Below are 24,128 nucleotides of genomic sequence, written 5' to 3'. Positions count from 1 at the left end.
CTATGAGACACAGAAGACATTCTGTGTCTTTTCTATTACACTAAATGAAGTGATAGAAGAGGGGGAATTGAACAATGATCCAGTCGTTAGCGGTATTCTGTGGTTCAAGTAATGGCAAAACGGATGTGTACGCGGAGGCAGCAAGAAATTTCGGCAACGTGCTAGCATCTCAACATAAAACGCTCATTTATGGTGGCGCACAAGTAGGATGTATGGGTGCTATTGCTGATGAAGTGAAAGCTTGTGGTGGAAAGGCAATTGGCGTGATCCCTGAAAAATTAACATCTGTAGAAATTGCTCATCGTGGATTAGATGAACTACATGTCGTAGAGACGATGCACGAACGTAAAGCAAAGATGGCGGCGTTATCTGACGGATTTGTTGCGTTGCCAGGAGGAGCAGGAACACTTGAAGAGTGGTTTGAAGTGTTTACATGGGCGCAAATCGGCTACCATGAGAAGCCTTTCGGTCTCTTGAATGTTAACCATTTTTATGATCCGTTGTTAGAGATGATTGATCATACAGTAGAGCAAGAGTTTATGAGACAAGAATACAAAGAGATGATTCTCGTTTCTTCCGATGCTGAGGAACTGCTTTATAAGATGGAACGTTATAAAGGTGGTCACGTTTCAAAATGGTAAGAAGTAAACGATGAAAACGAAGAAGATTACGTTACTTGCTGTACTTATGGCTTTGTGTGTTGTCGGCCGCCTCATTTTTGTTTACATTCCAAACGTTCAACCTGTTAGTGCCATCATTATTATTAGTTCATTTTTTATGGGGCCAGCGTTTGGCATTATTTTGGCAGCTGGAAGCGCGATCTTAACGAATCTTTTTTTAGGGACAGGCATTTGGACGGTGTTCCAAATCCTAGCGTGGGCGTTCATTGGGATTGTAAGTGGCTTGTTAGGAAAAGCCTTTCCGAATATGAAAATCATTGTGATTGCAATCTTTGGCGCGTTGTTCGGTTATTTGTACGGTCTAATCGTCTCATTGAATATCTTGGTCGTGACCGACTATTTTTGGGCGTACTACCTTGCAGGATTGCCTTTTGATACGTATCACGCCATCGGAAATGTAGCGTTTATCTTATTGCTATATCCTTTCTTAAAAAAGCTATTATTAGATTATAAAAAACAGAATTATGACTAGTATATGTATGATAGAATTTCCTAGAGGAGAGGAAAATTATGGGGCAATTTGACGTTATGAAACAAAGTAAGATGCCACAAACGAAAACATCACTCGTTCGTGATTTACGATCGCTAGGTGTTTCGAGTGGGATGACACTCATCGTTCATTCATCACTTAAATCGATTGGCTGGGTTGTTGGGGGCGCAGTTACAGTTGTAGCAGCGTTGCAAGAAGTGCTGACAGAAGAGGGCACGTTAATAATGCCAGCTCATAGCGCTGACGTATCAGATCCTCGTGATTGGCAAAATCCTTCTATTCCAAAAGAGTGGATTGAAGAAGTGATGATCGAAATGCCAGCGTTCGATCCTTTACGTACACCTACGTTTATGATGGGCGCAATTCCGGAGGCGTTTCGAACATCTCCACACGTAATGCGAAGCCATCATCCGATGCATTCCTTTTCAGTGTGGGGCAAGAACAGCGCAGAGGTCATTAAAAATCACGCTTTGAATCACGGTTTAGGTGAGGTATCACCTTTGTCTTACATTTATGATCAAAACGGGTCTGTGCTGATGATTGGGACGGACTATGAAACGAACACATCGATGCATTTAGGAGAACACCGAGCAGGCACACAACAAAAAATCATTGAACGAATGAGTCCAATGATGGAAAACGGCCAAAAGGTCTGGAAAGACTTTCAAGAGCTTGATTATGATGAAGAACGATTCCCAGAGATCGGTGCGAAATTCGAAGATGCTCATGTTGTACGTACTGGGAACGTAGGTGAAGCGACGTCCAAGCTTTTATCACAACGGGCATTGGTTGATTGTACAGCTGTAGAATTAGCTAAGTTAGAGGGTATTGATTAGAATAAATAAATTGACCGCGAATCGGCGCGATGGCAGGTTGAAACTGAATGCGTAATGAAGAGCTGGATTGAAACTCAGGTCCATTGCTCACTTGAAAGTGGATGTGTGCCTCACTTGAATTGCCGGAATTACCGCAGTTTCCGATTTTTTGACCTGCTTTAACCGATTCGCCAACGCGTACTAGAACAGAGAATTGTTGCAAATGGGCAGTGAAACTATATTCGCCATGCTCATGCTCAATCACAACGTAATTACCTAATGGTTGCTGCTCATTCATCTTACCGACAGGTTCATTATCGGAGATGTGAGTAACCGCATCAACGACACGTCCGGCTGCAGAAGCGATTACCGGTTCTCCAAATGCAAGGTAGGAGCGGTTTTTAGCTACAGGTCCATCGTACGACTTGCGACCATTGTGTTTGATGAAGTCGTAGGCATGACGTTGATGTGGGTACGTATAGTGATAATTGACGAGCTCATGATCGCCACCCCAATAGGTAAACCATTCGTCAGTAAAAGGAAGGCTGTAGTTATTTTTTGTCCAAGGTTGAGCAAGTGTGACTTCTTTGGCTAGAGGAAGGACGTACATGCCGGAAATTGTGCCATCATCTTGGAATGATGCGACGACACCTCGAGTTTTTGATTCATCAATCCAGGAATACTCTGTTTCTTGATCATAAATGAAACTTGATTGCAGTGTAAGCGTCGGTTGTTTTTCGAAAAATGTAGTTAAGATCGTGTGGAATTCTTGATTCGACACTTTCTTTTTAAAACTGTTACTCGTTTTTTGATAGAGTTGCTCATAGTCTCCTTTTTGAAGACAGTCACGAAAAATATCAGGGGTCATTCATGCTCATCTCCATTCGTTTTCGTTAGTCTAGATTATGATCGTAGGACTGTTTTTCGTCAATTTTCGTGGTTCGTTGACAGACTTGTTATCAATTCGATCGATTTATACATATTTTTCAATATTATTACAAAACGATGACATGGATTTGCATTTTATAGTAAATATGTTAATTTCAGGACAGAGAGTACATCATTTATGTGCTTTTTTTCATGGGAAATTTTAGCTAAGTACATTTTTTTGCTGAAATTTCACACAATCTAGCAGGGAGGAGTGACGATCGTTATCCGCAACAAAGACAAGTTCATCGTTAACCAAGGTTTACGCAAAACCAAAATCAAGCCCGCAATCGTAGCATTTGCGATGGTATTGAGCGTCGGGATCGTAGATCAGAATGTGCAAGCTGCTGAAGAGGAGCGCGAGGGAATCGTGGAATCTTCGGGCAATTTAAATGTTCGAACAGGTCCTGATACGACATATGATACAATCGGTCAGCTTGAAGAAGGTCATAGCGTAACCGTAGTCAATGAATACGAAGATGAATGGTATGAAATTACTTATGACGAAGAAACAGGGTTTGTACATAACTCTTATATTTCACTAATAGACGAAGCAAATGAAGAAGCAGTCGACGACGCAGCAAATGAAGAACTAGAAGTTATTGAGACACTCGTTGTAAACCACCATTCTTTAGCGGTACGTGCTGAAGCATCAGGCACGTCTGAACGATTAGGGACATTGCATGATGGCGACGAAGTTGACATCTACAACCTTGATCATGCTCCTTGGGTTCTCATTAAGTATGAAGAACAATTTGCGTATACGCATACCGATTACTTAACAGAAGCAACTCAAGAAGAGGAAGAAGAACAGGAAGAAACTGAACCTTCACAAGAAGAAACCGTCGAAACAAAATCGGCAAGTAACGCCTCAGTTTCTGCGATTGGAATTGTCACTCACCACAACTTGGCAATCCGTGAGCGAGCAAGTGGTTCAAGCGCTCGTGTTGGTGGCGCCACTGAGGGCGATGCACTCGAAATTATTGAAACAGTGAACGGTGGTCCGTGGGTTAGTATTCGTTATGATGGAAACATTGCGTATACACATAGTGATTACTTTGTAGAGATCGAACCGGCATCAGCTGACTTACCTGTCGTTGACGAGGGAACAGTCACTCATCGTGCGTTAGCGGTTCGCCAGAATCCTAGCGGTTCAGCTGAACGAATTGGTACGCTTACGGAAGGTACGGACATTCAAATTCACGACTATGTGAACGGGGTCCATGGGTTTCATTTACATTTAAAGGTGGGATTGCATATACGCATATTGACCATATCGATGTCGTAGACAATACACCTCCTGAACCAACTCCAGAGCCTCCTTCTGATGGGGAGCTTGGTGACGTGATTGCGACGGGGATTGTTGACCATCATGGTCGATTGGCAGTCCGTACAACACCAAGCGGCTCTAGTGAATCTCTTGGTCATTTACAAAACGGAGATATTGTTCAGATCTATGAATATATGAACGGTGGACCGTGGGTTAAAATTGATTATGAAGGACAAGTAGCCTACACGCATAGTGATTATTTGAATGTGACACAGATGGGCGAAGTGATTGACACAGCAACCGTTACACATCATCGACTGTCTGTACGTAGTGGCCCAGGTGCAAGCCATGACACCATTGACCGACTCACAACAGGAGATCGCGTTGAGATTATTAAATTTGTTAATGGTGGACCGTGGGTAGAAGTAAACTACAACGGTAAGAGTGGTTACACTCACCTTGATCATTTGAACCTTCACTCTGGTAATACTGGTCCTCTAGCTGGTCGACTTATCGTTGTTGACGCTGGACATGGTGGCCATGATCCAGGGGCACAAGGAAATGGACTTGTTGAAAAAACGCTAAACTTGCAAGTGGCTCGTGAGCTCGCGCAGCGCCTTGAAGGTAGTGGCGCAGAAGTGATCATGACACGTACGAATGATACGTTCATTAGTTTGTCAGAGCGAGCGAACATTGCAAACCGTGCCAACGCAGATTTATTTATTAGCATTCACGCGAATGCATTTAATTCATCTGCTAGAGGAGCGGAAACGTTCCATCACACATCTGCAAATGCAAACAGTGTGCGGTTAGCAAATGTGATGCAAGATCGTCTCGTTAGTGATACAGGCATGAGCTATCGCCGTGTTGCTGGTGAGAACTTTGCTGTACTTCGACAAACGACAATGCCAGCAACGCTCGTTGAACTAGGTTTTGTCACAAACAGTGGAGACGCTGCAATTATGAGACAACCGGGTTACCCAGCAAGAGCGGGTGAAGCATTACATCAAGGATTTTTAGACTATTATCGTTAAACAAAAACCGCGTCTACTGGGCGCGGTTTTTTATTTCAAAATGAAAAAATCTCTCGTACTTCTGTACGAGAGACTATAAGTAGCCGATAACATTAATATAGATGCTTAATATGGTTGCTAACAACACAAGAATATTAAAAACGATGGCTACGATTCCAAAGGCGAACATTTTTCCTTTCGGTTTTGTTTTCATAAATGCAAACATCAAATATAAACTGAGTGATAGTAAGATGAGATTTAGTACATTCATGACAAGATAATCTACATAGCCAAGGACGGCAAAAATTCCTGTAAGGAATACAACAAAAATCAACGATAATAGTGGTGTTCGGATTCGTTTAAGACGTTGAACGTATTGTTCATTACGAATCATTTTTAAAAGCTCTTTTTTAGATTCTTCTTGCTCTCGCTTAATCTCGTCGTTTTGAGAGTCTTTCTTTTGCATACAAAGTTCCTCCAAAGATATCGGTCTTAAGAAATTCCGTCATTCCAATATACCAAGATTTTGAGTATGTACCAAGCAAAATCCATTTAAATAGGATATAACCAGTTTAAAAGTTATTAGTGTATGAATTTATACCGAGTTTTTTTCAATTAATTCAAAAAATAACTATAAATTACTAGTTAAATATTCTCAATAGAGTTATAATTTTAATAGAGACGATGGATTGGAGATATGCATATGGCAGAACACATTCAACAATTGAAAAGTTTAATAAGCCAGTGGTATCACTCCATATTAAAGTATGATACAGAAGAAGCAATTGCATACAAAGAAGAAGTTGATATGTTGCTTCGTCACATTAGCGCAGATGACGAACAGCTCTCTAAATACTATCGATTAGTCGATTTTAGACATAGTATCCTTACCGAAGATTTTATGAAGAATCCTAAGATTGGTCAACAGATTAAACAAGATTCACTAAAGAAGACCGATCAAATGCTAAATTACCTTCACTACTTTATGGAGGGACAATTTGAGTTTGTTAATTCACGTTTTAGTTATGCGCTAGATTATTACCGCAAGGCGGAAGAATATGCGTTTTCAATTAGAAATGAAGATAAAGGGGAGTTATTTCATAATTTAGGTGAGACGCTATATCGAATGAATGAGTATACGTTTGCACTCTGGTATTTAAAGAAAGCAGTTATTTTATACGAAGAAGCCAATCTAGAAGCTCGGAAGTTGAATAGCCTTTCATTTATTGGAGCCATTCATACAGAGTTGCATTTTTATGACGAGGCAGAAGAGGTTTATCAAGAGATACTTCCGAAAATGAGAGATCGTTATCAACTCTCGTTGCTAATTCGAGCCATTGGGTTAAATCGCTTGCGTCAACGAAATTATCCAGAAGCGAAATCTTATTTCTTAGAAGCCTTAAGAGATCACGGAAATCGGGCGGTTAGTATTAAGACGATGACGAATCTAGCTCACGTATGTTTCAAGATGAACAACAATAATGAAGGAATCTATTACCTAGAAGAAGCTCAAGCGTTAGCGTGTGAGCATGGACTTGAGGAATATATTGCAAGGTGTATGGTTCTTAGGGGTCTCTACACGATGGAAGATCTTGCTCTTGTAGAGATGGCAATTCAGCATCTCGAAACGAATAACTTGAATTTTGAAATAAAAGAAATCTGTGAACACGTGTCAGAGCATTATCAAGCCAAGGGTGACTATAAGATTGCATACGAGTATTTAATGAAAGCCAATCAATCGGAAACGATCGAACGTAGAAAGGGGGTGACGATATCATGAAGAAGTTTTTAGTGCTTTCATTCCTTACGCTTCTAATTTTTACAGGCTTTGAGAACAGTGCAGCTGCATATGATCTCATCACCGCACTCGACAAAATTGATGGTATAAGATAATTGTAACCATCAACAAATCGTGAATACGAGTTATTACTCAGAACCCTAGACGTTAGGAGTCACTAACGCCTAGGGTTTTTTGTTTTGATAAAATTAAAATAAACGATTGAAACGAACGTAACGTATGGATTTATGATTAAGATACATAAGGAGGATGACAAAAAATGATAAGTGTACTCGTTAGTACCATGACGTTTGTGTTGTTATTGGTGGCTATGTTTCAACTATTACTTGCAATAGGAAAGCCTTTAGGAGCGTACACGTTAGGTGGATATTATACTGTTTTGCCATTGCCACTCCGCTTCGTCAGCGCTTTGAGTAGTGTCGTAGTACTTCTAATTATTGTGGTGTACTTGAGTCATGTACAATGGATTCCAATTCAATGGCTACCTACAACACCGTTGTTATGGGGAATCGCAATCTTTTTCATACTCAATACGATTGCAAACCTGCTCTCAAAAAGTACAAAAGAAAGAAGGGTGATGACACCGATCGCTGCTTTTCTTGTCGTCGGTACCTTCAGCCTTCTTATTATCACTTAAGCATGAAATTGTTCGTTTGCACGATCGAATACAATCATGGAGGCTGTCATTGTTCCTTCTGTACTGGCTACGAGAAGGGATGATGAAGCGTTTTTAACCATCTCTCCAGCGACGTAAACGCGTGGATGACTCGTCCGTCCGAAACCGTCCGTTGTAATTCCATTTTGTTCATCTACTTCCAAACGAAGTTGCTCAATTAACGTATTGTTACGAACATATTCTGGGACAACGAAGCCGCCGTTACGGGAAGCGAACGAACCATCTGCTAATTCAACTGCCGAGAGTCGTCCGGAATCTCCGTGAAGGTTCTTAATGCTGTCACTATAAATCGGGATATTTTTATCTAAGATTGGCTGTATTAACTCTTGGTCTAGTTTGACGCCATTCGTAAAGATGGCAAGATCCGTTGACCAATTGTACAGCAATTTCGTTAAATGTAAGATGGCTTGTTCATCAGAGGCGAAGATGGCAAGCGCCTTGTCACGTAATTCATAGCCATCACAAAACGGACAATGGAACACGCTTATACCGTAATAGTTGCGTATTGGTTCATAAGAAAAGCGCTCCTGAATTCCAGTAGCTAACAGAATGCGACGACTCGTATACATAGAGCCTCCCTCTGTCGTTACAGTAAAGAATTCACCAGTCTCTTCAATTGTTGCAATGGTCTCTGCTTTTTTCGTGACATACGGATAACGAGAGAGATCTTCATTTGCGATCGCTCTAAATTTCGCTGGAGAAGTTCCATCTCGCGTAATGAAATTGTGTGATTCCTCAGTCACACGATTTCTGTTTGTTTCATTATCAAACAAGGCTACTTGTTGGCGTGAACGGGCAAGTGTAAGGGTTGCTTGCAACCCTGCAGCTCCCCCACCAATAACAATCACATCATAATTCATCGTATCGTCTCCTTTTATCTCTATCATGGATTCTTTATATCTATAATTGGTGTGAAGAGAAGCACCACAATTAATGATGTGGTACGTTTCTTGCGTCCTCTGCAAGATCAGCAATCTTCATTGTGCCTAATTCTTCAAGAAAATTCTTTTCAGCTTTTTGGATGGATTGTTGAATAATGCAACTTGGATTATGGTCTTCGCAGTAATCAAAGATCGGAGGAAGGCCTTCGACAGCTTGAATTACATCAAGTAATGTCGTCTCTTGCCAATTTGCCTTCAACTTGTAACCACCGTTTGCACCGGGAACGGAGACAATTAATCCAGCCTTAACTAACTTTGTTAAGATTTTGGATAAGTATGTCGTTGACACTTGTTGATGACCTGCAAGTTTTGAAACACTCGTATGCCCCTCAGCATGGCTTATTGTTAAATGAAGCATTGTGTGTAGTGCATAATGTGTAGATTTCGAAAGTTTCATTGCGAATCACCTATTAGAGATAATGTGAGTCTATAATAGCAACGTTACATAAGAGAGTCAAGTATTCTCTTTTTCTAGATTCTCACTGATATGCTAAACTAAAAGAGAAATGAACTGTTCGTAAATTCCCTCTTTTTAGAAAGGTGGAGGTGACGTGGAGAAAAGAAACCCAGAGCTTGTTCATCAACCGGTCGCACCTTATGTTCATCAAATTGAAGTGAATGAACCTGGACGGCGATTAATTCTTTCAGGACAACTCGGTATGAAACAAAACGGAGAAGTCCCAGAACAGCCGATGGAGCAATTGCAGATTGCATTACAAAACATCGATTATAATTTACAAGAAGCGAATATGAATCGCTCTCACCTTACAAAGTTAACGTTCTACCTAGTAGGTGAATTTCCATTGTCAGAACGTCGCGATGTGATTCAAGGTTATGTAGGAGATGATTTGCCGTGTACGACATTACTCTATGTTGCTGCACTTGCGGCACCACAATTTAAAGTGGAAATTGACGCTGAAGCATTTGCCCCGAGCGAATGAATCAGCCGACGATTGCTATTATTGGGGCAACTGGAACACTCGGTCAACTCGTTTGTCACCATGTGATGTCTACGTATAATAAAACGTTCAATTATATTGTTACAGACTATAAAGTAGGACGGGGGAAACGGGTTGCTGAGCGATGGAAGAGTCAAGGACTTCATTGCGAATTTATGAAACTAGATGTTACGAGTGAAGATGACATTGCCAATGTCGTATTACATGCGGATCTTGTAATCATTGCTGTTTCACAACGCGAACCCTTCATTCAGAATATCTGTATGAAAGTCAATGTTCCGACCATTGACGTGAATGCATTTAATGCTTTTGCCGAGCGAGTGAGGGAATTAGACAATCCACAGGGTACGACGAATGTAATGATGGCAGGATTACTTCCTGGTTTATCTGTCATCTTGCAATTGAAGCCGCTAAAGGATTAAGCATCGTAGACGAAGTACACGTAGGGTTTTTACAAAGCGCGAATGCTTTGGCAGGTGCACAAGGTGCAGCGGACATGCTCGAGATAGTTTCTTTGAAACTTTCGAATGGGCATCGAGGATTTAAGAAAAAAAGAGTATTCACTAGCGGGAGAACGTCTATAACACTCCGAGAGATTAATCATTCGGAGCAAGCCGTTATGAAGAACGTATTTAATAAGGCGAAGAGTCACTATTGGACGTCTTGGGATATAGCACCATTTAATAAGCTCGTTTCGACGTTAATTGCACTTCGGGCTTTGCCGAAGTACCGTCATTCATTTGTGCGATTTGCAAAGCATCGCCCCGACCAAACAGAAGAAGCGACACTCTTTGTAGAACTAACAGGATTGCGCAATCAAAAACGGACCAAGTCAGAACGGCAGCTGACTGTTACATCAGATTATGAAGCGACATCGCTCGTTGTAACGGGGCTAATTCCTCTCGTTTTAACAAACAAAGCGAACGGTGTCGTCGAGCCTTGGCAAATGGCAACGGTTCAAGATTTGCCTGTTCAGAAGATGAAAGCAAAGTAAGGAGTGGATCAGTTGGACATCTACATAAGTGGTTACGGTGTTGTCGCAAAAGAATTTGTGCAACTAATCCACAATAAAGCAGAAACGATTGAATCTCGGTATACGATCAAACCGAAAATCAAAGGAATTATTATCCGAGAAGGGATCGTTCAAAGTGAAGGTGGCTTAGATCTTCCGCGATTACTTCACTATGGTGTTGGGACGATGGCGGTTAAAGATTATGCGAAAGATTCCCAATACCCAATTCAACCAATTGATCAGATGAGCGGTCATGTGCTGGTCGAAGCGACTTCTACGAATGCAAATGACGGGGAGCCTGCTTACTCGTATATCAAGCAAGCGTTAACGTCGCACATGGATGTCGTTTCAATCTCAAAAGGTGCGCTCGTTCATCATTACGAAGAACTTATGAAGTTAAGTGAATCTGTTAATCGAAGAATTAAATTTAGTGGAGCGACAGCTGCGGCGTTACCAACACTGGATGTTGGAGAATATAGTCTTGCAGGCATGACACTTACTCGTTTTGAAGGGGTATTAAATGGAACAACGAGTTATATCCTTGACGATATGCATGAACAGGAAGTGGACTTTTCAGTGTCTTTGCAACGTGCTCAAGAAGCTGGTATTGCAGAAAAAGACCCAGCTATGGACGTTAGTGGGAAAGATAGTGCGAATAAACTCCTCTTACTAGCGAATCGTTTTTTTAGCCTGAATAACCACATTCAAGACGTTGATGTGACAGGTATTATGGCTGTCACAAAAGAACAAATCGCTGATGCAAAAGCGTCAAATCATAAAATTGTTCTGTTAGCATCTGCCGTTTTGGACAAGCAAACGATTCATATGAACGTTCAACCGACATCCATACCAACGGCTCATCCGCTCGCAAATCTTGCTCCAAAAGAAAAAGGGATTTGCTTTTACACAGAAGAAATGGGGAGAGTAGCCGTTACAGGCGGTGCATCAAGCCCTGTTGGAGCAGCGGGAGCTGCTTTGAAAGACATGATTAATCTAGTACAAGCGAACTTCTAAATTTATTAAAGAGGTGATTGTCATGCGTTTATCAACCATTGCATTGAATGAGAATGAAACACTCGCCATCGTAACAGAGAAAGGTCTAGTCCTCGTCGAAGAAGTGAATGAAAAAGTCGGGGTAGCTTATGCAACAGAATTGCTCGAACTACTACGAAGTGGTAAGCTCGAAGCGTTAACGACTTGGTACAATGAGACGGGCTTAGCGGCCATTGAGCATGGAGAGTATACTTTTGTGACGGATTATGTCGTAAAGCCACTATACCGTCATCCGAGCAAGATTTGGGGCATTGGTCTAAACTATGTGGAACACGCAGCTGATTTAAGTGAAGTAGCTCCGAATACAGAACCTGCGAGTTTTATGAAGCCTGATACGACAATCATCGGCAGTGGGGATACGATTCAGATCCCTTTGCAATCAGAACGTACGACAGCTGAAGCGGAACTTGGTGTGATTATTGGAAAGCCGTGTAAAGATGTCGAAGAAGCGGATGTCCTTGATTATATTGCAGGGTACACGACAATTATCGATATGACCGCAGAAGATATTTTGGAAAAAAACCCACGGTACTTAACTCGTTCTAAAAGCTTTGATACGTTCTTTAGTTTCGGACCACAGTTCGTTACGAAAGATGAAGTCGAAGACGTGATGAAACTAGAAGTTAGCACAGTGATTAACGGGAAGCTACACCGTAAGAACACCGTTGATCATATGACGTTTACACCGTTTAACCTCGTGTCGTTTCACTCCAAAGTCATGTCTCTTTTACCTGGAGATCTTATTTCAACAGGTACGCCAGGTGCGGTACACATTCATGAAGGTGATGAAGTCGAATGCCAGATTAACGGTTTCGCATCGTTGAAAAATAAGTGTCAAGATTTGAAAATTAAAACTCATGCATAAGAGGTGGAACCGATGGATTTGAATTTAACAAACAAAACAGTGATCGTTATGGCTGCAAGCCAAGGATTAGGTAAAGCAACAGCATTAGAATTCGCAAAAGAAGGCGCTAACGTTGTCATTTCAAGTCGCAACGAAGAAGAATTGCAACGTGCCGTTGACCACATTCATGAAGCAGCACCATCTGCAAGTGTCATGTATAAAGTTTGTGACATCACCAAAGGCGACGACATTAAAAACCTCGTTCAGTCAGCGGCCGATCAGTACGGCACGGTTGACGTGCTCATTAATAATGCTGGCGGACCTCCAGCTGGCGGGTTTGATAAATTTTCAGACGAAGAGTGGCAACGTGCATTTGAACTGAACTTATTAAGTTTTGTTCGAGCGATCCGAGAAGTGTTACCGCACATGCGTAAACAAGGCGGCGGACATATTCTTAATTTCGCATCTTCCTCCATTAAACAAACGCTCGATAATCTATTGCTGTCCAACACATTCAGAGCAGGCATCGTCGGACTTGCAAAGAGTCTTTCTCAAGAATTAGCGGAAGACAACATTTTAATTAATACACTTGGTCCAGGACGGATCGCTACAGGTCGAGTTGAGAGTTTAGACAAGATTAAAGCAGATAAAGTTGGCTTATCTTATGATCAAGTGAAAGAGAACTCCGAGAAAAGCATCCCAATGGGTCGCTACGGTCAACCAGAAGAATTCGCAAAACAAGCGGTCTTCCTCTGTTCAGGTGCCAACACGTATGTTACTGGACAATCATTGCTCGTTGATGGTGGCTTAGTTAAAGCCCTTTAATGTCGAACCCCCCCTCTAATCATATTGGAGGGGGGTGTTCATTGAATCGTCTTAGTGCAAATGGCAGATAAGTTTGAAGTTTCAATATGATATAGTGAAACGAACAGAATAAGTTTCAGGGGTGGAGTTCACCTTTATTCCTCTCGTCACGTCTAAGGTTTATTCGTCGGTGCTGACGACTGGGAGGGGGTGAGGCGTTGATGTATCTCACTTACGAAGCTGCCACGTTAATCGTACTTGTGGCAACCTTCGTATATATGATCGCAAAAGACGCGAACAACACAAAAAAGTGACCACCCCTGGCTTCCAAACTAGCGGGTAGTCACCGTCACTGGTGAACATCGCCCCAAAAGGGACTTGTTCTGTAGCACTCTTGGATGTATCAGCATCCAGGAGTGCTTTTAATTATGCGAATTCTCGATTCATTATACGTGTAGTGTAGCAGATGGAACAGATTGTAGCAACTTAGGTAAGGCAGTAAATCATGTAATTTGATAAAGATAAAATCGCAAATGCAGTCGTCAACAGATGAGCGAAAGGAGCTTAGGAAAACGTGCGAATCGTATCCGCGAATCAATTGCCTAGTGGTAAAGTTGAGGAGTTTTTTATTGAACAATGGGGTAGCAAAGAGATGGTGCTATCAACTGGTATATTTGATTGTACGACGTTAGACGGGTTTGCAGTCGTCAATGCTAGTAATCAAATTCTCGCTTATTGTACATATGTCCTTGATAAAAAAGAATGCGAACTCATTTCTATTGACAGCTTGGAAGAAGGGAAAGGCATCGGGTCTTCCTTGCTTAGAAGAGTTGAACAGGTAGCTAAGGAAAGTCGATGCAAAAAAATCAAGCTGATTACAACAAACGACAATTTACATGCATTAGGTTTTTATCAAAAACGGGGGTATTACTTAACAGAGGTTTATCCAGGCGCTGTAAGGATTGCAAGAGAGAGAAAACCTGAAATCCCTTTATTCGGGAGAATGGCATTCCAGTTCATGATGAAATCCTTCTTACAAAGCGATTAGATGAAAGCTTTGAGTAAAAGTGATACTTCGAAGTATGAGACAAGAATTTGAGGTTTAATTTGTCGGAGAGTTCGTATTAATCTTCTCGTTATCCCGCTCTTCTATAGTTGAAGTTACTAAGACTTCATTGGTTTTATAGGAGGGCAAAACATGAGATTTAAACCAAAAGACGTCATCATTACGTTGCTACTTATTGCAACAACCTTAACATTTTTAGTGATTATAAGTGCAAGTTTGACTAGTATACTCTTCGGTCAATCTGAACGTACTGCAGTTATGACAGTAGGAGTTATTGCATTCATCACCTTGATTTTCTCTTACATTTTTATTGATCGAATTATGTTACGAAGAAACAACCAAGGTTGGCAGGCATTAGGTTTTCGAAAGATTTCACTAAGAAAATCAAGCCATTTATTATGGCAAATTCCAGTTTTTTATCTGTTTAGCCTATTAGCACAGGGAATGATCATGGTGATTTATCATGCATTTTTTCCAATCTCGCTGACAAACTTGGAAGGAACAACGAATTCACTACATGTAGATGCATCAATTTTCCAATCGTCTTCTTTTTGATTGTCATCTTTGCGCCTCTTTTTGAAGAGGTTTTCTTAAGAGGCGCTTTGCAAGAGACATTAACGAGGCGATATGGAAAAAACGTTGCGATTTTACTAGGTGCCTGTATTTTTGTATTAATTCATGCGTTATTAATTGTATTAGCTCCAGCCTACTTTTTATTTGGTTTCTTTCTTGGTTTCCTTTATTACCGTTATCAAAGCATCTATGCACCGTTGTTGTTTCATGTGTTTATTAACTTAGTCAACGTGTTAACGGTCTTTTTCGTAACCGTACTTTAATCATGTAAGTCTAAAAAGGCGTTCCTTGTTAATCAAGGTACGCCTTTTTTGGTGAAGGGCGTATCTTTATGAACGTTCCTTTCGTTATAGCAAATAGCAAAGGCTAAATAATTGAAGGAGATGATTTGTCATGAACGTATTAGTACTCGGAGGGTCAAGGTTTATAGGAAAACACATCGTTGATCGATTGCTTCATGAAGGTCATGCCGTTACCGTCTTGAATCGCGGAAATCATTCGTATACATCTTCTAATGTTGAGCAATTAATTGGTGATCGAGACGGTGATTTAGACGCTCTAAAGAATAGAACGTGGGATGCCGCGATTGATGTTTCTGGTTATATTCCGAGGACGGTTGATAAAGCAAGTGCACGTTTAGCTCATGTTGTTGCTCATTACACGTACATTTCTAGTATTTCCGTTTATGAGGACTTCTCAAAGGTGGGCTTAACAGAAGAAGATGCAACAAAGCAACTTTCGGAGGATAAAATCACAGAGTTAACAAAAGGAACGGCAGGCCCCATTTACGGACCGCACTATGGGGGATTAAAAGCAGCGGGTGAGATCGTAGCAACAAGGAATATGCCAGGCCGTACACTAATCATTCGATCTGGCTTAGTCGTTGGGCCGATTGATTATAGCGACCGATTGCCTTATTGGCTTCTGAGAATAAAACAAGGTGGCGATGTGATTGCGCCGGGAAATCCAAAGCAACAAGTGCAGTTTATCGACGTTAGAGACTTGGCAAGGTGGACCGTCAGTAGCGTAGAGCAGCATGTTACTGGGGTCTATAATGTTACCGGCCCATCACATGTGATGACGATGGAAGACGTATTAAAGGCATGCAACCGCGTATGCAACAACAACGCAAATATTGTCTGGATCGATGATGAATTTCTGATCGATAAAGACGTATTGCCGTGGGAAGAGCTGCCCTTTTGGCTGCCATCGTCATTAAGCGGCGCAGCTTCAGTGAATAAGGTGAAAGCGATCAACAAAGGGTTGTCATTTTCACCTTTAAATAAGACCATTCAAGATACGCACGATTGGTTAAGTACCGTTGAAAATATGACACTTTCCAACCTTAAGGCAGGAATGAGTAAAGAAAGAGAACTAGAGGTCATTTCAGCATGGAATGCGAAGTAGTTGTTAATAAATAGGTGCTCGCTGTTTAGCGCTGCTCACAAAAATCAGCCGCTGGTAAATGTCTTAGTCTATGATTGTTGAAGTGATTAGGAGGGCAACCAAATGAAAATTGCTGCGATCTATGATATTCATGGGAATTTTCGGGCGCTAGAGGCCGTCTTACAAGCAATCGAGAAAGAGAAAGTCGATAAAGTGATTGTAGGAGGAGACATAGCATGGGGCCCACAGCCGAAGCAAGTAGTGGAACGGCTTTATGCCAAGAAAGATGAGTACCATTTTGTAATGGGAAATAGTGATCGAGAGATATATGAGCAATACAAACTACCTCCTCAAGCTATTCATACGATGGCAGAAGAAGTTAATCAATGGTGTATTGAGCAATTATCGGATGAGCAATTGGAGTGGTTAGGTTCCTTTAGATTTTCTCATGTTGAAGAAGACGTCCTGTTTGTACACGGTTCGCCGAGAAGCGATGTAGAAGCGATAAGAATCGACACACCTGCTAAAGAAATCGAAAAGATGATAAGTAATACGAAGCAATCGACGATTGTGTGCGGTCATACTCACATCCAATTTAAGCGAATGATCGCTTCGAAAAACATCATTAATACAGGGAGTGTAGGCCTTCAGAGTCGATCACGAGGCGCTTGCTGGTTATGTATAAATTCAAAAGAGATCGAATTGCGAATGACAGAATATGATGTGGAACGTGCAGCAGAAGAACTTCTTCAGGAGAACGCACCGTACAAAGAAGAATTTGCAGCCCATGTCAGAACCCTCCATTTCAGGGACCATAAAAAGTTAAGCGCCTACTATTATTTAGATAGAATTACTGTATGAATCTACGGATTCCATTGCAAAACAAGTAAGTCTGTTAATCGAGAGAAATTAATAAAAAATAAAGGATTTTGCATCGTAGTAAAGAAAGAACTCAGGTGAGTTGTTTAGCTACTGAGGAGGTTTTACGATGCACGATCTATGGTTTTCCGTTCAGGAACTTCATCCGAATACATATGCCATAAGTGAATACGGACATTGGGAAAAGGTGCATTCTTTTTTACTAATTGGAGAGAAGCGAGCAGCATTAATTGATACGGGTCTTGGCATCGATTCGATTAAACGAATGACAGAACAATTAACAGATTTGCCAATCGATGTAATCACCACGCATGTTCACGTTGATCACATTGGAGGTCATGGGGAGTTCGAACGATTGTACGTCCATTCAGAAGAAGCAGATTGGTTGGAAAAAGGAATTAAAGGCTTAACACTCGATCAAATTCGAAAAGATATTGGACGAGATTTAACAAAGAGTCCACCACAATCTTTCAATCCAGACACGTACACGCCCTTTACTGGCAAACCGACAGGACTTCTAGAACACAAAGATCGACTTGATCTTGGCGGTCGCACGCTTGTCGTTCATCATACGCCTGGCCATTCACCAGGTCACCTAGTCGTTGAAGATCTGACAAATGGGTTATTATTTACAGGCGACTTATTGTATATCGACTCTCCGATATATGCGTTTTATCCGACGACGGATCCAGTGAAACTGCTCGATTCGCTGGCGTACACCTCTCGTATTCCGAGCATTAACAACGTATATGGTTCACACAACACTTTGAGCATACCAAATAACATTTGGAACGACGTGAATGAAGCTGTTCGCGATTTGCGTGAAAAAGACTTGGCGCATTTTGGGACAGGTGTACATACATATGGTTTGGTAGAAATTCGGTTTTAGGTTTTTAAGTTTTAGTAAGAAAAAAGACAACCCTTATCAATCAAACATAAAGGTTGTCGCTTAAGAACGTTGCTCATAATAGTACGTGTTTCTTAACTAACTCAGAGGAATACTGCACGACTCTCTAATAATCCAATTCTGTCACAGACGTAAAAATTAAGTCGCCGACCATTTTAAGTTTTTCTGTGCTGATTTTATCGATGGTATCTTCTGGCGTGTGGTACCACGGCTCTAGGCTATGTGTGCCTGGTTCTCTCCAAATAAAGTTGGCTGCATCGATGCCGACTTGGTGGAAGGCAACGTGATCGGACGCACCACGTTGGAATAGGAACAAGATGTCATTGTTTAACGTGTTTGAGGCAGCGTTTGCCTGATACCACACGTTATTTGCTTGTCCATCGACGACGTTTACATACAGTGTGTCTGCAGGTTCCCAATTGGTTGCGACCATGTCCATATTAAAGTTTCCGAAGCTGCGATTGATTTCTTCTTCAGTGAGTGTCTCTGCATAACGATAGGCCCCGACGAGACCGATTTCCTCAGCGCCAAGAGCGACAAATCGGACTTCCTTATCAACAGGTATGTCTTGCATGACACGTGCGAGTTCTAGTAATGCTGCTGTGCCGGAACCGTTGTCATTTGCACCAGGGCATTTGGAACACTATCATAATGAGCCGTTAAATAGACAATCTCTGGGTCCTCAACGCCCTCAGCTTCTTTAATGGCAATGACATTTTGTGATTCTTCAGTACCGTTTCTGATATCGAAGTATTCGATGGCCGTTTCGTAGCCAAGGTCAATAAAAATATCTTCAATGTATTCAGCGGCCTCTACCTCTTCTATACTACCAGCGACACGAGGGCCGATTTCTACACTTAAGTGTTCGATATGGTCCAGTGCAAGATCTTCATCAAATGGTAAGTATGCTGCTCTTAACGATTCACCGTGATGAAAAAGCAGTTCGAAAGCATGGTCAGAGATCGCATCTTTTTGATGCTGGAGCAGATTATGAAAGCCACCGGTGTGACGCACAAGCTTTTTATTACTCCCTTGGTTTTCATAATGTGAGAGTGTTGTCGCATGCACAGAGAGCTGACGGTATACGTGACTAGAATCAAAATGACCCTCAGCTTCTAAATCAGTAATCAATGATTGGAGCTCTGAAGCGGTATACGGAGAATCTTCAGCTGCATAACTAGGAGTGGTCGTCATCAAACCCCCGGCTATGACGATCATCGCTAAACGTGAAAACATTTTCATGTAAAGAACAACTCCCTCTTTTATAATTATTAGAATTTTAAGTAATTAAATCGTACCATATCAACCATTTGGTACTTGAGAACGGAAGGGATGAATGACAAAAGTATGAGTAAGAGACTATGTCAAAATATCTTAAAAAGACTAAAGATAGAACATGCAATAGGGTCATAGGATCTGTAGGAGAAGGTCTAAAATCATGTTGAGAAAATCCTTTCTAGGGATATGTTGCTGTTATTGCGTACTTTATGACTATCTATGAAACGACTACTCTATTCAATGTGTTGTTATTACTAAAGATCCAAGAACAAAAAAGAGCTAACCTGAGTAGGGATTAGCTCTATCTATTCATAGCTTAGTGATCTGCTCTGACACTCGATTTCCTAATGATGTTGAGGCTGAACACAGATAATTAACGACGGTTTGTTGGACTGAGCGATCAATGCCTGCAAGGGCGACCGATATATTCATGACAAGGTTTGTTTTTTCACTGGAGTTAAGAGAATGATAGTACTTTCCTGCTTGTGAGAAGTCATCAGTTTTCTTAATCGTGGATCGTGTGAGATGACCTTCGACAAACCGTCCCTCACCACTTGTCACAAGGTTGTCAGGTGTCCAATTTTTTTGAGCATTGACGGGAACTTTCCGGAATTCTGGACCGAGGCGTCTACGTTGTGAGTCGAAATAAATGTTCGCTCTGCCTTGTAACATTTTATCATCAGATAGTTCCGCACCTTCAAGTAAATTCGTCGGTGAAAAAGCTAGCTTTTCAATTTGTTCCATGTAGTTTGTTGGGTTTTCATTTAATGTGAGCTTTCCGACGGGATGGAGTGGAATGTGTTCCTCATCCCAAACTTTCGTGTCATCTAAAGGGTCAAAAGGTAACAAATGAGCATCTTCAGGATCAAGAATTTGCACGTATAATCCGTATTCTACGGGTTGACCAGAGGCGATTGTATCGTATAAATCTTGGCCAGAGTAATCAGGGTTTCTCGAAGCTAATTTTTCGGCTTCTTCACTTGTGATGTACTCTTCTCCTGCAAATGGAATCCATGTGTATTTAATGTAATGCCGTTGTCCGCGAGCGTTTCGCCATACATACGTATTAACGCTATGCCCTGGAATTCTTCGTAAGCTTTTTACTGTACCCGCATCTGAATAGAGGCGAACGACAAAATGAATCGACTCAGGTGCGCGGGCGACAAATTCCCAAAAGCGTGTCGGGTCAATAAGGTTGTTTGTTGGAGAAGGAAGGAAAGCACGAATGGCTTCTGGAAAGCGGATGGCATCTCTAACCGAAAAGACAGGGATATGGTTAAACACCAAATCGAATACTCTCTTTTGTATAAAACTTCGTCGCAAAACCGCGAACATTACGGGACGTATCAGGTGTTCCTTTCGTACTAACAGCGAGTGAAAACCTCACCGCAATTGGAACGATTGTTCCTGGTGTTTGCAAAAACGGGATCTTCGTGTAGTTGCTCATAGAACTCATCGTTTCAAATTTCCCAAAAGCTCCAAAGCCTTTTACATGAACAGGTCGTTCAAGAATTTTTTCATAAACAAGGTCTTGGTTTGTTTCGTGTGCAATGCTATCTTGTTCTAGAGTTGGACCATTTCTGCCTACAGTTTGAGAATGAAATTTTGCAGGTGCATCGCTGTCCCACTTCGTATGTGTTGAAGGAAATTTAGGATGACTATGATCGGGGTTACGAACCGGTATTTTCTTAAGGGGATGCTTTTTCGATTGATCGCTCATGAAACCCTCCCGTAATCGTTGACGTTATAGACATTATATTGAAAAGGTCGGAAGGTTATGATTGAGTGGAGTAAGGATCGTAGAAGCAAAGAGGTTTTTTATATTAGTGGAGGGCAGCCAATCGTCTATAGCCTGATTAGGTAGTAAACAACTACCCTCCAAATCGATGAATACCCGATTTGTGAAAAACAAAACGTGAAATGTAGTGGAGGTAGAAAAGTGATTCGTTCTTATTGCACCTCAGATGTTCCGTATGTCATTGAAGCCCACCGTAAGATTTACAAAGAAGAATATGAATATGATGAATCCTTCGTTATGTTTATCACGCAAAGTATAACATCGCTTCATAAGCGGAATTATCACCGAGAGAACGTATGGATCGTTGACGAACAAGGGCAACAACGCGGTTCGATTGCGATACAAGAAGCCTCGGGAAAGATTGCAAAGCTTGGATTATTCTTAGTAGAGCCTATAGCTCGGGGCAAAGGTTATGCAGAACAGTTGTTGCAAACTGCCATACGTTTTTGTATCGATAAAGAATATGTACAGATTGATCTTATTACAAATGCGAACTTATTAGCTGCCAGAAAATTGTATCGTAAAAACGGATTTACTCTTATCGCGTCTTGGTCAGAAGAGAAGTCAGGCAAAGTGCTTGAAGAGGAACAGTGGCGATTGGAATTATCATCTACTGTTCAGGATCATTCATTGCCTTTACAGCAACCTTTGTAACGAAGTATGTGAATGAAAGAATAGCCGTACAGATTACTAAAGCAGTTGGTAATGTCATTGTGATGACCTCCTGAGTGGTTGTTAGATACAGTTTGCCATCGTTTTTACACTTGTGGGAGAGTTTATCTGCGAAACGCTTATTCTAATGACTAAGGTGTCGTTTTTAGTACATAAGATGCGTAGAACGTATATCGCTTAAAATAGGGGATCTTTGAGTTTACAAATTTCTTAATTTTACCAACTGAACAAACAGATATGGTAAATTAATGGCGTAGGAGATCTTGTTATTCTCCATCCTATTAAACCCTCGTTAGTAGTTTACCAGCAAAAAAACCACGCGCCCTGCACGCGTGGTTTTTTGTGTGATTAAGTCCCTATGGTGAGATCGTTACTGACGTACCATTTGGAACGAGCTTTGCAAGTTCTTCTACATCTGCGTTATGCATGCGAATGCATCCGTGAGAAACAGCATGACCAATGGATGAGGGGTCATTCGTCCCGTGGATTCCGTAATGTAGTTTTGATAAAGAAAGCCACATCGTTCCGAAAGGCCCACCTGGATTGGGTTCGCGATCGACAATGACGAAGCTTCCAATGGGTGTTGCTGTAACCATTTGACCGACCGCAATCGGGAAGGTTCTCATTACGCGACCGTTGTAGTACAGCGTTAATGTACGAGAATTGACTGAGATGTGGATTGAGTAAGGGATATTTGCAGGATCAGGTAAGTTAGGGATGATTATCATTTGGCCTGGGTAAATTCGATTAGGATTAATACTTGGATTCGCTTGTAAGATTGAGGGAAGGGAACGTCTGTAATTAGCAGCGATTGTAGTAAGTGTTTCCCCAGGAAGAACGGTATGACGGTACAAACAATCACACCCTTTCAGTTTTTACTAGTATATGTACCATTCGAGTAATGAGTCTAATATAACAAAATCTAGGACTATATTTTTAATCTTTGTAACTAAAATGTAAATCGTCAAACTAACTTTTTTACAGTACAATTTTACCCAATGGAGTTTATGGACAAGGGTGGTTCAATGAAACGTGTTGGGTTAATGGGAGTACTTGCTTTTGTATGTGTAGGTGGGGTTCAACAAATAGAAGCGAGTGAACAACCACAATTAGTTAGTGAATCAGCAATATTAATGGACGCCAAATCAGGGGAAGTCCTTTACGATAAACAAGGGAATGCGCCGATGTATCCGGCGAGCCTTACGAAGATCGCTACGACGATTATGGCTTTAGAACGAGGCGATTTAGATACAAACGTGAGGATTACAGAAGAAGCAATTGATGTAGTCGGGACGACGGTTTTTTTGATGGAAGATGAGGAATTACCACTAGAACAGTTGGTAAAAGGAATGCTCATTAATTCTGGAAATGATGCAAGTAGTGCAGTTGCCTTGGAACTTTCAGGTTCTAAAGAAGCATTTGTTGATGAGTTTAATGAGTACTTACAAACCACGGTCGGCTTAGAAGATACATATTTTACGAATCCACATGGGTTATTTCATGAGAACCATGTAACAACGGCGTATGATCTTGCGACGCTCACTCAATATGCGATGCAAAATGAAGAATTCCGGGAAATGGCAGCAATTGAAACGCTTGATTGGCAGAGTGAAAGTTGGGACACGACGATTATCAACCATCATCAATTGGTGCGCGACCATGAAGAAATTCTCGGAGTGAAAAACGGTTTTGTCTCGCAGTCAGGCTTTACGTTATCCACATTTGCAGAAGTGGACGACACAGAGTTGGTGGCGATTACGCTAAACGCACCAACGGCTGATGATACGTATCGTGACACACTTGAGCTGTTTCGTTATGGATTTGAAAATTACGCCACTGAAACATTACCAGAAGGGGAGCAGTTCCAAGGAACAGACGGGTTAACCTACGAGGCAGCAGATGAGATGTTTTATACGACTGCCCGTGCGAACGACGTAACGAAAGAAGTGCAAGACGGTGGCTTACTCGTTGTGAAAAATGATGACCAAGTTGTCTTAGAAGAGTTGTTAACCCCATTTGAAGAACAAACGGTTCAAGCTAAAAGTGAGAATAAGGAAAGTGAAGACACATCATTTTCTCTTTTTAATTGGATCAAAGATTTATGGCCATGGTAAAGGTGACTTTCTGAATTAGAAGTTTATTTACAGTGTGGAATAAGTGCTGACGGTTTAATTGATGAGATTTCCGTGTTCCCCCCTCAATTTAGATATAAAATCGCCACATACAAGCGTTTAAGTGACGATCTTAAAGATTTATCTTCAATTTAAGGGCAAGATCCCAACAGACA

The 24,128-nt window shown here is 41.3% G+C and carries 27 protein-coding genes and 2 pseudogenes; 21 read left to right on the top strand and 8 right to left on the bottom strand.

What is annotated here, in order from left to right:
• Nucleotides 1-77 precede the first annotated feature (77 nt).
• Genes JCM19038_RS09460 through JCM19038_RS09450 form a run of 3 tightly spaced genes read left to right on the top strand, consistent with a single transcriptional unit; the run spans nt 78 to nt 2,006 of the window.
• Nucleotides 78-641, top strand: a complete 564-nt coding sequence (locus tag JCM19038_RS09460) for a TIGR00730 family Rossman fold protein (RefSeq protein ID WP_042417435.1) — start codon at nt 78-80, stop codon at nt 639-641.
• Nucleotides 642-651: 10 nt separating this feature from the next.
• Nucleotides 652-1,152 (top strand): ECF transporter S component, encoded by a 501-nt coding sequence (locus JCM19038_RS09455; protein ID WP_042417172.1) that lies wholly within the window; start codon nt 652-654, stop codon nt 1,150-1,152.
• 38 nt (nt 1,153-1,190) lie between these two features.
• Nucleotides 1,191-2,006, top strand: coding sequence for an aminoglycoside N(3)-acetyltransferase (locus JCM19038_RS09450; RefSeq protein WP_042417170.1), 816 nt, complete (start codon nt 1,191-1,193; stop codon nt 2,004-2,006).
• On the opposite strand, the gene JCM19038_RS09445 is transcribed toward JCM19038_RS09450, so the two are convergent.
• Nucleotides 1,984-2,853 carry a M23 family metallopeptidase gene (locus JCM19038_RS09445; RefSeq protein ID WP_042417169.1) on the bottom strand — a complete coding sequence of 290 codons (870 nt, stop codon included), beginning with the start codon at nt 2,851-2,853 and terminating at the stop codon, nt 1,984-1,986. The two genes, JCM19038_RS09450 and JCM19038_RS09445, sit on opposite strands and share 23 nt — an antisense overlap.
• Nucleotides 2,854-3,126: 273 nt before the next feature.
• Here JCM19038_RS09445 and JCM19038_RS09440 point away from each other — a divergent pair, with 273 nt between their 5' ends.
• Together JCM19038_RS09440 and JCM19038_RS09435 are read left to right on the top strand one after the other, a co-directional pair.
• Entirely contained in the window at nt 3,127-4,200 is a 1,074-nt protein-coding gene (locus JCM19038_RS09440; RefSeq protein WP_042417167.1) for an SH3 domain-containing protein, read from the top strand.
• A gap of 56 nt (nt 4,201-4,256) precedes the next feature.
• Complete coding sequence (locus JCM19038_RS09435) at nt 4,257-5,216, top strand: N-acetylmuramoyl-L-alanine amidase (protein ID WP_052361360.1); 960 nt, start codon at nt 4,257-4,259, stop codon at nt 5,214-5,216.
• Between the two features lie 73 nt (nt 5,217-5,289).
• Here JCM19038_RS09435 and JCM19038_RS09430 read toward each other — a convergent pair whose 3' ends face one another.
• Nucleotides 5,290-5,661 carry a hypothetical protein gene (locus tag JCM19038_RS09430; RefSeq protein ID WP_042417166.1) on the bottom strand — a complete coding sequence of 124 codons (372 nt, stop codon included), beginning with the start codon at nt 5,659-5,661 and terminating at the stop codon, nt 5,290-5,292.
• Between the two features lie 237 nt (nt 5,662-5,898).
• Between JCM19038_RS09430 and JCM19038_RS09425 the strand changes: the two genes are divergently transcribed.
• Both JCM19038_RS09425 and JCM19038_RS09420 read left to right on the top strand, forming a co-directional pair.
• Complete coding sequence (locus tag JCM19038_RS09425; RefSeq protein ID WP_042417164.1) at nt 5,899-6,975, top strand: hypothetical protein; 1,077 nt, start codon at nt 5,899-5,901, stop codon at nt 6,973-6,975.
• Nucleotides 6,976-7,252: 277 nt separating this feature from the next.
• Entirely contained in the window at nt 7,253-7,630 is a 378-nt protein-coding gene (locus tag JCM19038_RS09420; RefSeq protein ID WP_042417162.1) for a hypothetical protein, read from the top strand.
• Here the strand turns inward: JCM19038_RS09420 and JCM19038_RS09415 are convergent.
• Both JCM19038_RS09415 and JCM19038_RS09410 read right to left on the bottom strand, forming a co-directional pair.
• Nucleotides 7,627-8,529 carry an NAD(P)/FAD-dependent oxidoreductase gene (locus JCM19038_RS09415; protein ID WP_042417161.1) on the bottom strand — a complete coding sequence of 301 codons (903 nt, stop codon included), beginning with the start codon at nt 8,527-8,529 and terminating at the stop codon, nt 7,627-7,629. The two genes, JCM19038_RS09420 and JCM19038_RS09415, sit on opposite strands and share 4 nt — an antisense overlap.
• Before the next feature lie 70 nt (nt 8,530-8,599).
• A complete protein-coding gene (locus JCM19038_RS09410; protein ID WP_042417160.1) occupies nt 8,600-9,007 on the bottom strand; it encodes an Rrf2 family transcriptional regulator in 408 nt (135 codons plus the stop codon).
• A gap of 154 nt (nt 9,008-9,161) precedes the next feature.
• On the opposite strand from JCM19038_RS09410, the gene JCM19038_RS09405 reads away from it, so the two are divergent.
• The 12 genes and pseudogenes from JCM19038_RS09405 (at nt 9,162) to JCM19038_RS09350 (ending at nt 18,075) form a co-directional block, all read left to right on the top strand.
• The gene (locus tag JCM19038_RS09405) at nt 9,162-9,551 is read left to right on the top strand and encodes a RidA family protein (RefSeq protein ID WP_042417159.1); all 390 of its coding nucleotides are present in this window, start codon (nt 9,162-9,164) and stop codon (nt 9,549-9,551) included.
• Nucleotides 9,548-9,991 (top strand): KR domain-containing protein, encoded by a 444-nt coding sequence (locus JCM19038_RS09400; protein WP_042417158.1) that lies wholly within the window; start codon nt 9,548-9,550, stop codon nt 9,989-9,991. Before JCM19038_RS09405 ends, JCM19038_RS09400 begins: the two co-directional genes overlap by 4 nt.
• A 197-nt stretch (nt 9,992-10,188) precedes the next feature.
• Entirely contained in the window at nt 10,189-10,563 is a 375-nt protein-coding gene (locus JCM19038_RS09395; RefSeq protein WP_152549391.1) for a hypothetical protein, read from the top strand.
• A 12-nt stretch (nt 10,564-10,575) separates the two neighbouring features.
• A complete protein-coding gene (locus JCM19038_RS09390) occupies nt 10,576-11,595 on the top strand; it encodes a homoserine dehydrogenase (protein WP_052361359.1) in 1,020 nt (339 codons plus the stop codon).
• A gap of 22 nt (nt 11,596-11,617) precedes the next feature.
• Nucleotides 11,618-12,499 carry a fumarylacetoacetate hydrolase family protein gene (locus JCM19038_RS09385; protein ID WP_042417148.1) on the top strand — a complete coding sequence of 294 codons (882 nt, stop codon included), beginning with the start codon at nt 11,618-11,620 and terminating at the stop codon, nt 12,497-12,499.
• A 12-nt stretch (nt 12,500-12,511) separates the two neighbouring features.
• Nucleotides 12,512-13,303, top strand: coding sequence for an SDR family oxidoreductase (locus tag JCM19038_RS09380; RefSeq protein ID WP_042417146.1), 792 nt, complete (start codon nt 12,512-12,514; stop codon nt 13,301-13,303).
• A gap of 553 nt (nt 13,304-13,856) precedes the next feature.
• Nucleotides 13,857-14,347 (top strand): annotated as a pseudogene (locus JCM19038_RS09375) (GNAT family N-acetyltransferase).
• Nucleotides 14,348-14,480: 133 nt separating this feature from the next.
• Nucleotides 14,481-14,903 carry a hypothetical protein gene (locus JCM19038_RS22800; protein ID WP_042417144.1) on the top strand — a complete coding sequence of 141 codons (423 nt, stop codon included), beginning with the start codon at nt 14,481-14,483 and terminating at the stop codon, nt 14,901-14,903.
• Nucleotides 14,900-15,184: a CPBP family intramembrane glutamic endopeptidase gene (locus JCM19038_RS09365; protein WP_052361357.1), complete on the top strand. Its 285-nt coding sequence runs from the start codon at nt 14,900-14,902 to the stop codon at nt 15,182-15,184. Before JCM19038_RS22800 ends, JCM19038_RS09365 begins: the two co-directional genes overlap by 4 nt.
• Nucleotides 15,185-15,314: 130 nt before the next feature.
• The gene (locus tag JCM19038_RS09360) at nt 15,315-16,328 is read left to right on the top strand and encodes an NAD-dependent epimerase/dehydratase family protein (RefSeq protein ID WP_042417142.1); all 1,014 of its coding nucleotides are present in this window, start codon (nt 15,315-15,317) and stop codon (nt 16,326-16,328) included.
• Nucleotides 16,329-16,430: 102 nt separating this feature from the next.
• Nucleotides 16,431-17,168, top strand: a complete 738-nt coding sequence (locus JCM19038_RS09355) for a metallophosphoesterase (protein WP_238554359.1) — start codon at nt 16,431-16,433, stop codon at nt 17,166-17,168.
• Between the two features lie 127 nt (nt 17,169-17,295).
• A complete protein-coding gene (locus tag JCM19038_RS09350; RefSeq protein WP_042417138.1) occupies nt 17,296-18,075 on the top strand; it encodes an MBL fold metallo-hydrolase in 780 nt (259 codons plus the stop codon).
• 124 nt (nt 18,076-18,199) lie between these two features.
• Here the strand turns inward: JCM19038_RS09350 and JCM19038_RS09345 are convergent, their stop codons facing one another.
• The 3 genes and pseudogenes from JCM19038_RS09345 to JCM19038_RS09340 all read right to left on the bottom strand — a co-directional run bounded on the left by JCM19038_RS09345 (nt 18,200) and on the right by JCM19038_RS09340 (nt 21,091).
• Complete coding sequence (locus tag JCM19038_RS09345) at nt 18,200-18,667, bottom strand: M28 family peptidase (RefSeq protein ID WP_052361355.1); 468 nt, start codon at nt 18,665-18,667, stop codon at nt 18,200-18,202.
• A 14-nt stretch (nt 18,668-18,681) separates the two neighbouring features.
• Nucleotides 18,682-19,335: a hypothetical protein gene (locus tag JCM19038_RS20705; RefSeq protein ID WP_052361353.1), complete on the bottom strand. Its 654-nt coding sequence runs from the start codon at nt 19,333-19,335 to the stop codon at nt 18,682-18,684.
• A gap of 345 nt (nt 19,336-19,680) precedes the next feature.
• Nucleotides 19,681-21,091 (bottom strand): annotated as a pseudogene (locus JCM19038_RS09340) (catalase).
• A gap of 219 nt (nt 21,092-21,310) precedes the next feature.
• Between JCM19038_RS09340 and JCM19038_RS09335 the strand changes: the two are divergent.
• Nucleotides 21,311-21,823: a GNAT family N-acetyltransferase gene (locus JCM19038_RS09335; RefSeq protein WP_042417135.1), complete on the top strand. Its 513-nt coding sequence runs from the start codon at nt 21,311-21,313 to the stop codon at nt 21,821-21,823.
• A gap of 374 nt (nt 21,824-22,197) precedes the next feature.
• Here the strand turns inward: JCM19038_RS09335 and JCM19038_RS09330 are convergent, their stop codons facing one another.
• Complete coding sequence (locus JCM19038_RS09330) at nt 22,198-22,695, bottom strand: L,D-transpeptidase family protein (RefSeq protein WP_042417132.1); 498 nt, start codon at nt 22,693-22,695, stop codon at nt 22,198-22,200.
• Between the two features lie 171 nt (nt 22,696-22,866).
• On the opposite strand from JCM19038_RS09330, the gene JCM19038_RS09325 reads away from it, so the two are divergent.
• Nucleotides 22,867-23,955: a D-alanyl-D-alanine carboxypeptidase family protein gene (locus JCM19038_RS09325; RefSeq protein WP_042417428.1), complete on the top strand. Its 1,089-nt coding sequence runs from the start codon at nt 22,867-22,869 to the stop codon at nt 23,953-23,955.
• The last annotated feature ends 173 nt before the right edge of the window (nt 23,956-24,128 follow it).

This window comes from Geomicrobium sp. JCM 19038 (assembly GCF_000698125.1).
Lineage (GTDB): Bacteria > Bacillota > Bacilli > Bacillales > Marinococcaceae > Geomicrobium_A.
Note: the sequence above shows the minus strand (reverse complement) of the source record. Positions and strands in the feature narration are given on the sequence as shown.

What these genes read in the sequence shown, in the direction of transcription:
- JCM19038_RS22800 (WP_042417144.1), top strand. Translation starts at nt 14,481, where the DNA reads ATGAGATTTAAACCAAAAGACGTCATCATTACGTTGCTACTTATTGCA.
- JCM19038_RS09395 (WP_152549391.1), top strand. Translation starts at nt 10,189, where the DNA reads ATGAAGAACGTATTTAATAAGGCGAAGAGTCACTATTGGACGTCTTGG.
- JCM19038_RS09410 (WP_042417160.1), bottom strand. Translation starts at nt 9,007, where the DNA reads ATGAAACTTTCGAAATCTACACATTATGCACTACACACAATGCTTCAT.
- JCM19038_RS09380 (WP_042417146.1), top strand. Translation starts at nt 12,512, where the DNA reads ATGGATTTGAATTTAACAAACAAAACAGTGATCGTTATGGCTGCAAGC.
- JCM19038_RS09350 (WP_042417138.1), top strand. Translation starts at nt 17,296, where the DNA reads ATGCACGATCTATGGTTTTCCGTTCAGGAACTTCATCCGAATACATAT.
- JCM19038_RS09415 (WP_042417161.1), bottom strand. Translation starts at nt 8,529, where the DNA reads ATGAATTATGATGTGATTGTTATTGGTGGGGGAGCTGCAGGGTTGCAA.
- JCM19038_RS09430 (WP_042417166.1), bottom strand. Translation starts at nt 5,661, where the DNA reads ATGCAAAAGAAAGACTCTCAAAACGACGAGATTAAGCGAGAGCAAGAA.
- JCM19038_RS09400 (WP_042417158.1), top strand. Translation starts at nt 9,548, where the DNA reads ATGAATCAGCCGACGATTGCTATTATTGGGGCAACTGGAACACTCGGT.
- JCM19038_RS09445 (WP_042417169.1), bottom strand. Translation starts at nt 2,853, where the DNA reads ATGACCCCTGATATTTTTCGTGACTGTCTTCAAAAAGGAGACTATGAG.
- JCM19038_RS09360 (WP_042417142.1), top strand. Translation starts at nt 15,315, where the DNA reads ATGAACGTATTAGTACTCGGAGGGTCAAGGTTTATAGGAAAACACATC.
- JCM19038_RS09345 (WP_052361355.1), bottom strand. Translation starts at nt 18,667, where the DNA reads ATGCAAGACATACCTGTTGATAAGGAAGTCCGATTTGTCGCTCTTGGC.
- JCM19038_RS09325 (WP_042417428.1), top strand. Translation starts at nt 22,867, where the DNA reads ATGAAACGTGTTGGGTTAATGGGAGTACTTGCTTTTGTATGTGTAGGT.
- JCM19038_RS09455 (WP_042417172.1), top strand. Translation starts at nt 652, where the DNA reads ATGAAAACGAAGAAGATTACGTTACTTGCTGTACTTATGGCTTTGTGT.
- JCM19038_RS09425 (WP_042417164.1), top strand. Translation starts at nt 5,899, where the DNA reads ATGGCAGAACACATTCAACAATTGAAAAGTTTAATAAGCCAGTGGTAT.
- JCM19038_RS09420 (WP_042417162.1), top strand. Translation starts at nt 7,253, where the DNA reads ATGATAAGTGTACTCGTTAGTACCATGACGTTTGTGTTGTTATTGGTG.
- JCM19038_RS09355 (WP_238554359.1), top strand. Translation starts at nt 16,431, where the DNA reads ATGAAAATTGCTGCGATCTATGATATTCATGGGAATTTTCGGGCGCTA.
- JCM19038_RS09385 (WP_042417148.1), top strand. Translation starts at nt 11,618, where the DNA reads ATGCGTTTATCAACCATTGCATTGAATGAGAATGAAACACTCGCCATC.
- JCM19038_RS20705 (WP_052361353.1), bottom strand. Translation starts at nt 19,335, where the DNA reads ATGAAAATGTTTTCACGTTTAGCGATGATCGTCATAGCCGGGGGTTTG.
- JCM19038_RS09450 (WP_042417170.1), top strand. Translation starts at nt 1,191, where the DNA reads ATGGGGCAATTTGACGTTATGAAACAAAGTAAGATGCCACAAACGAAA.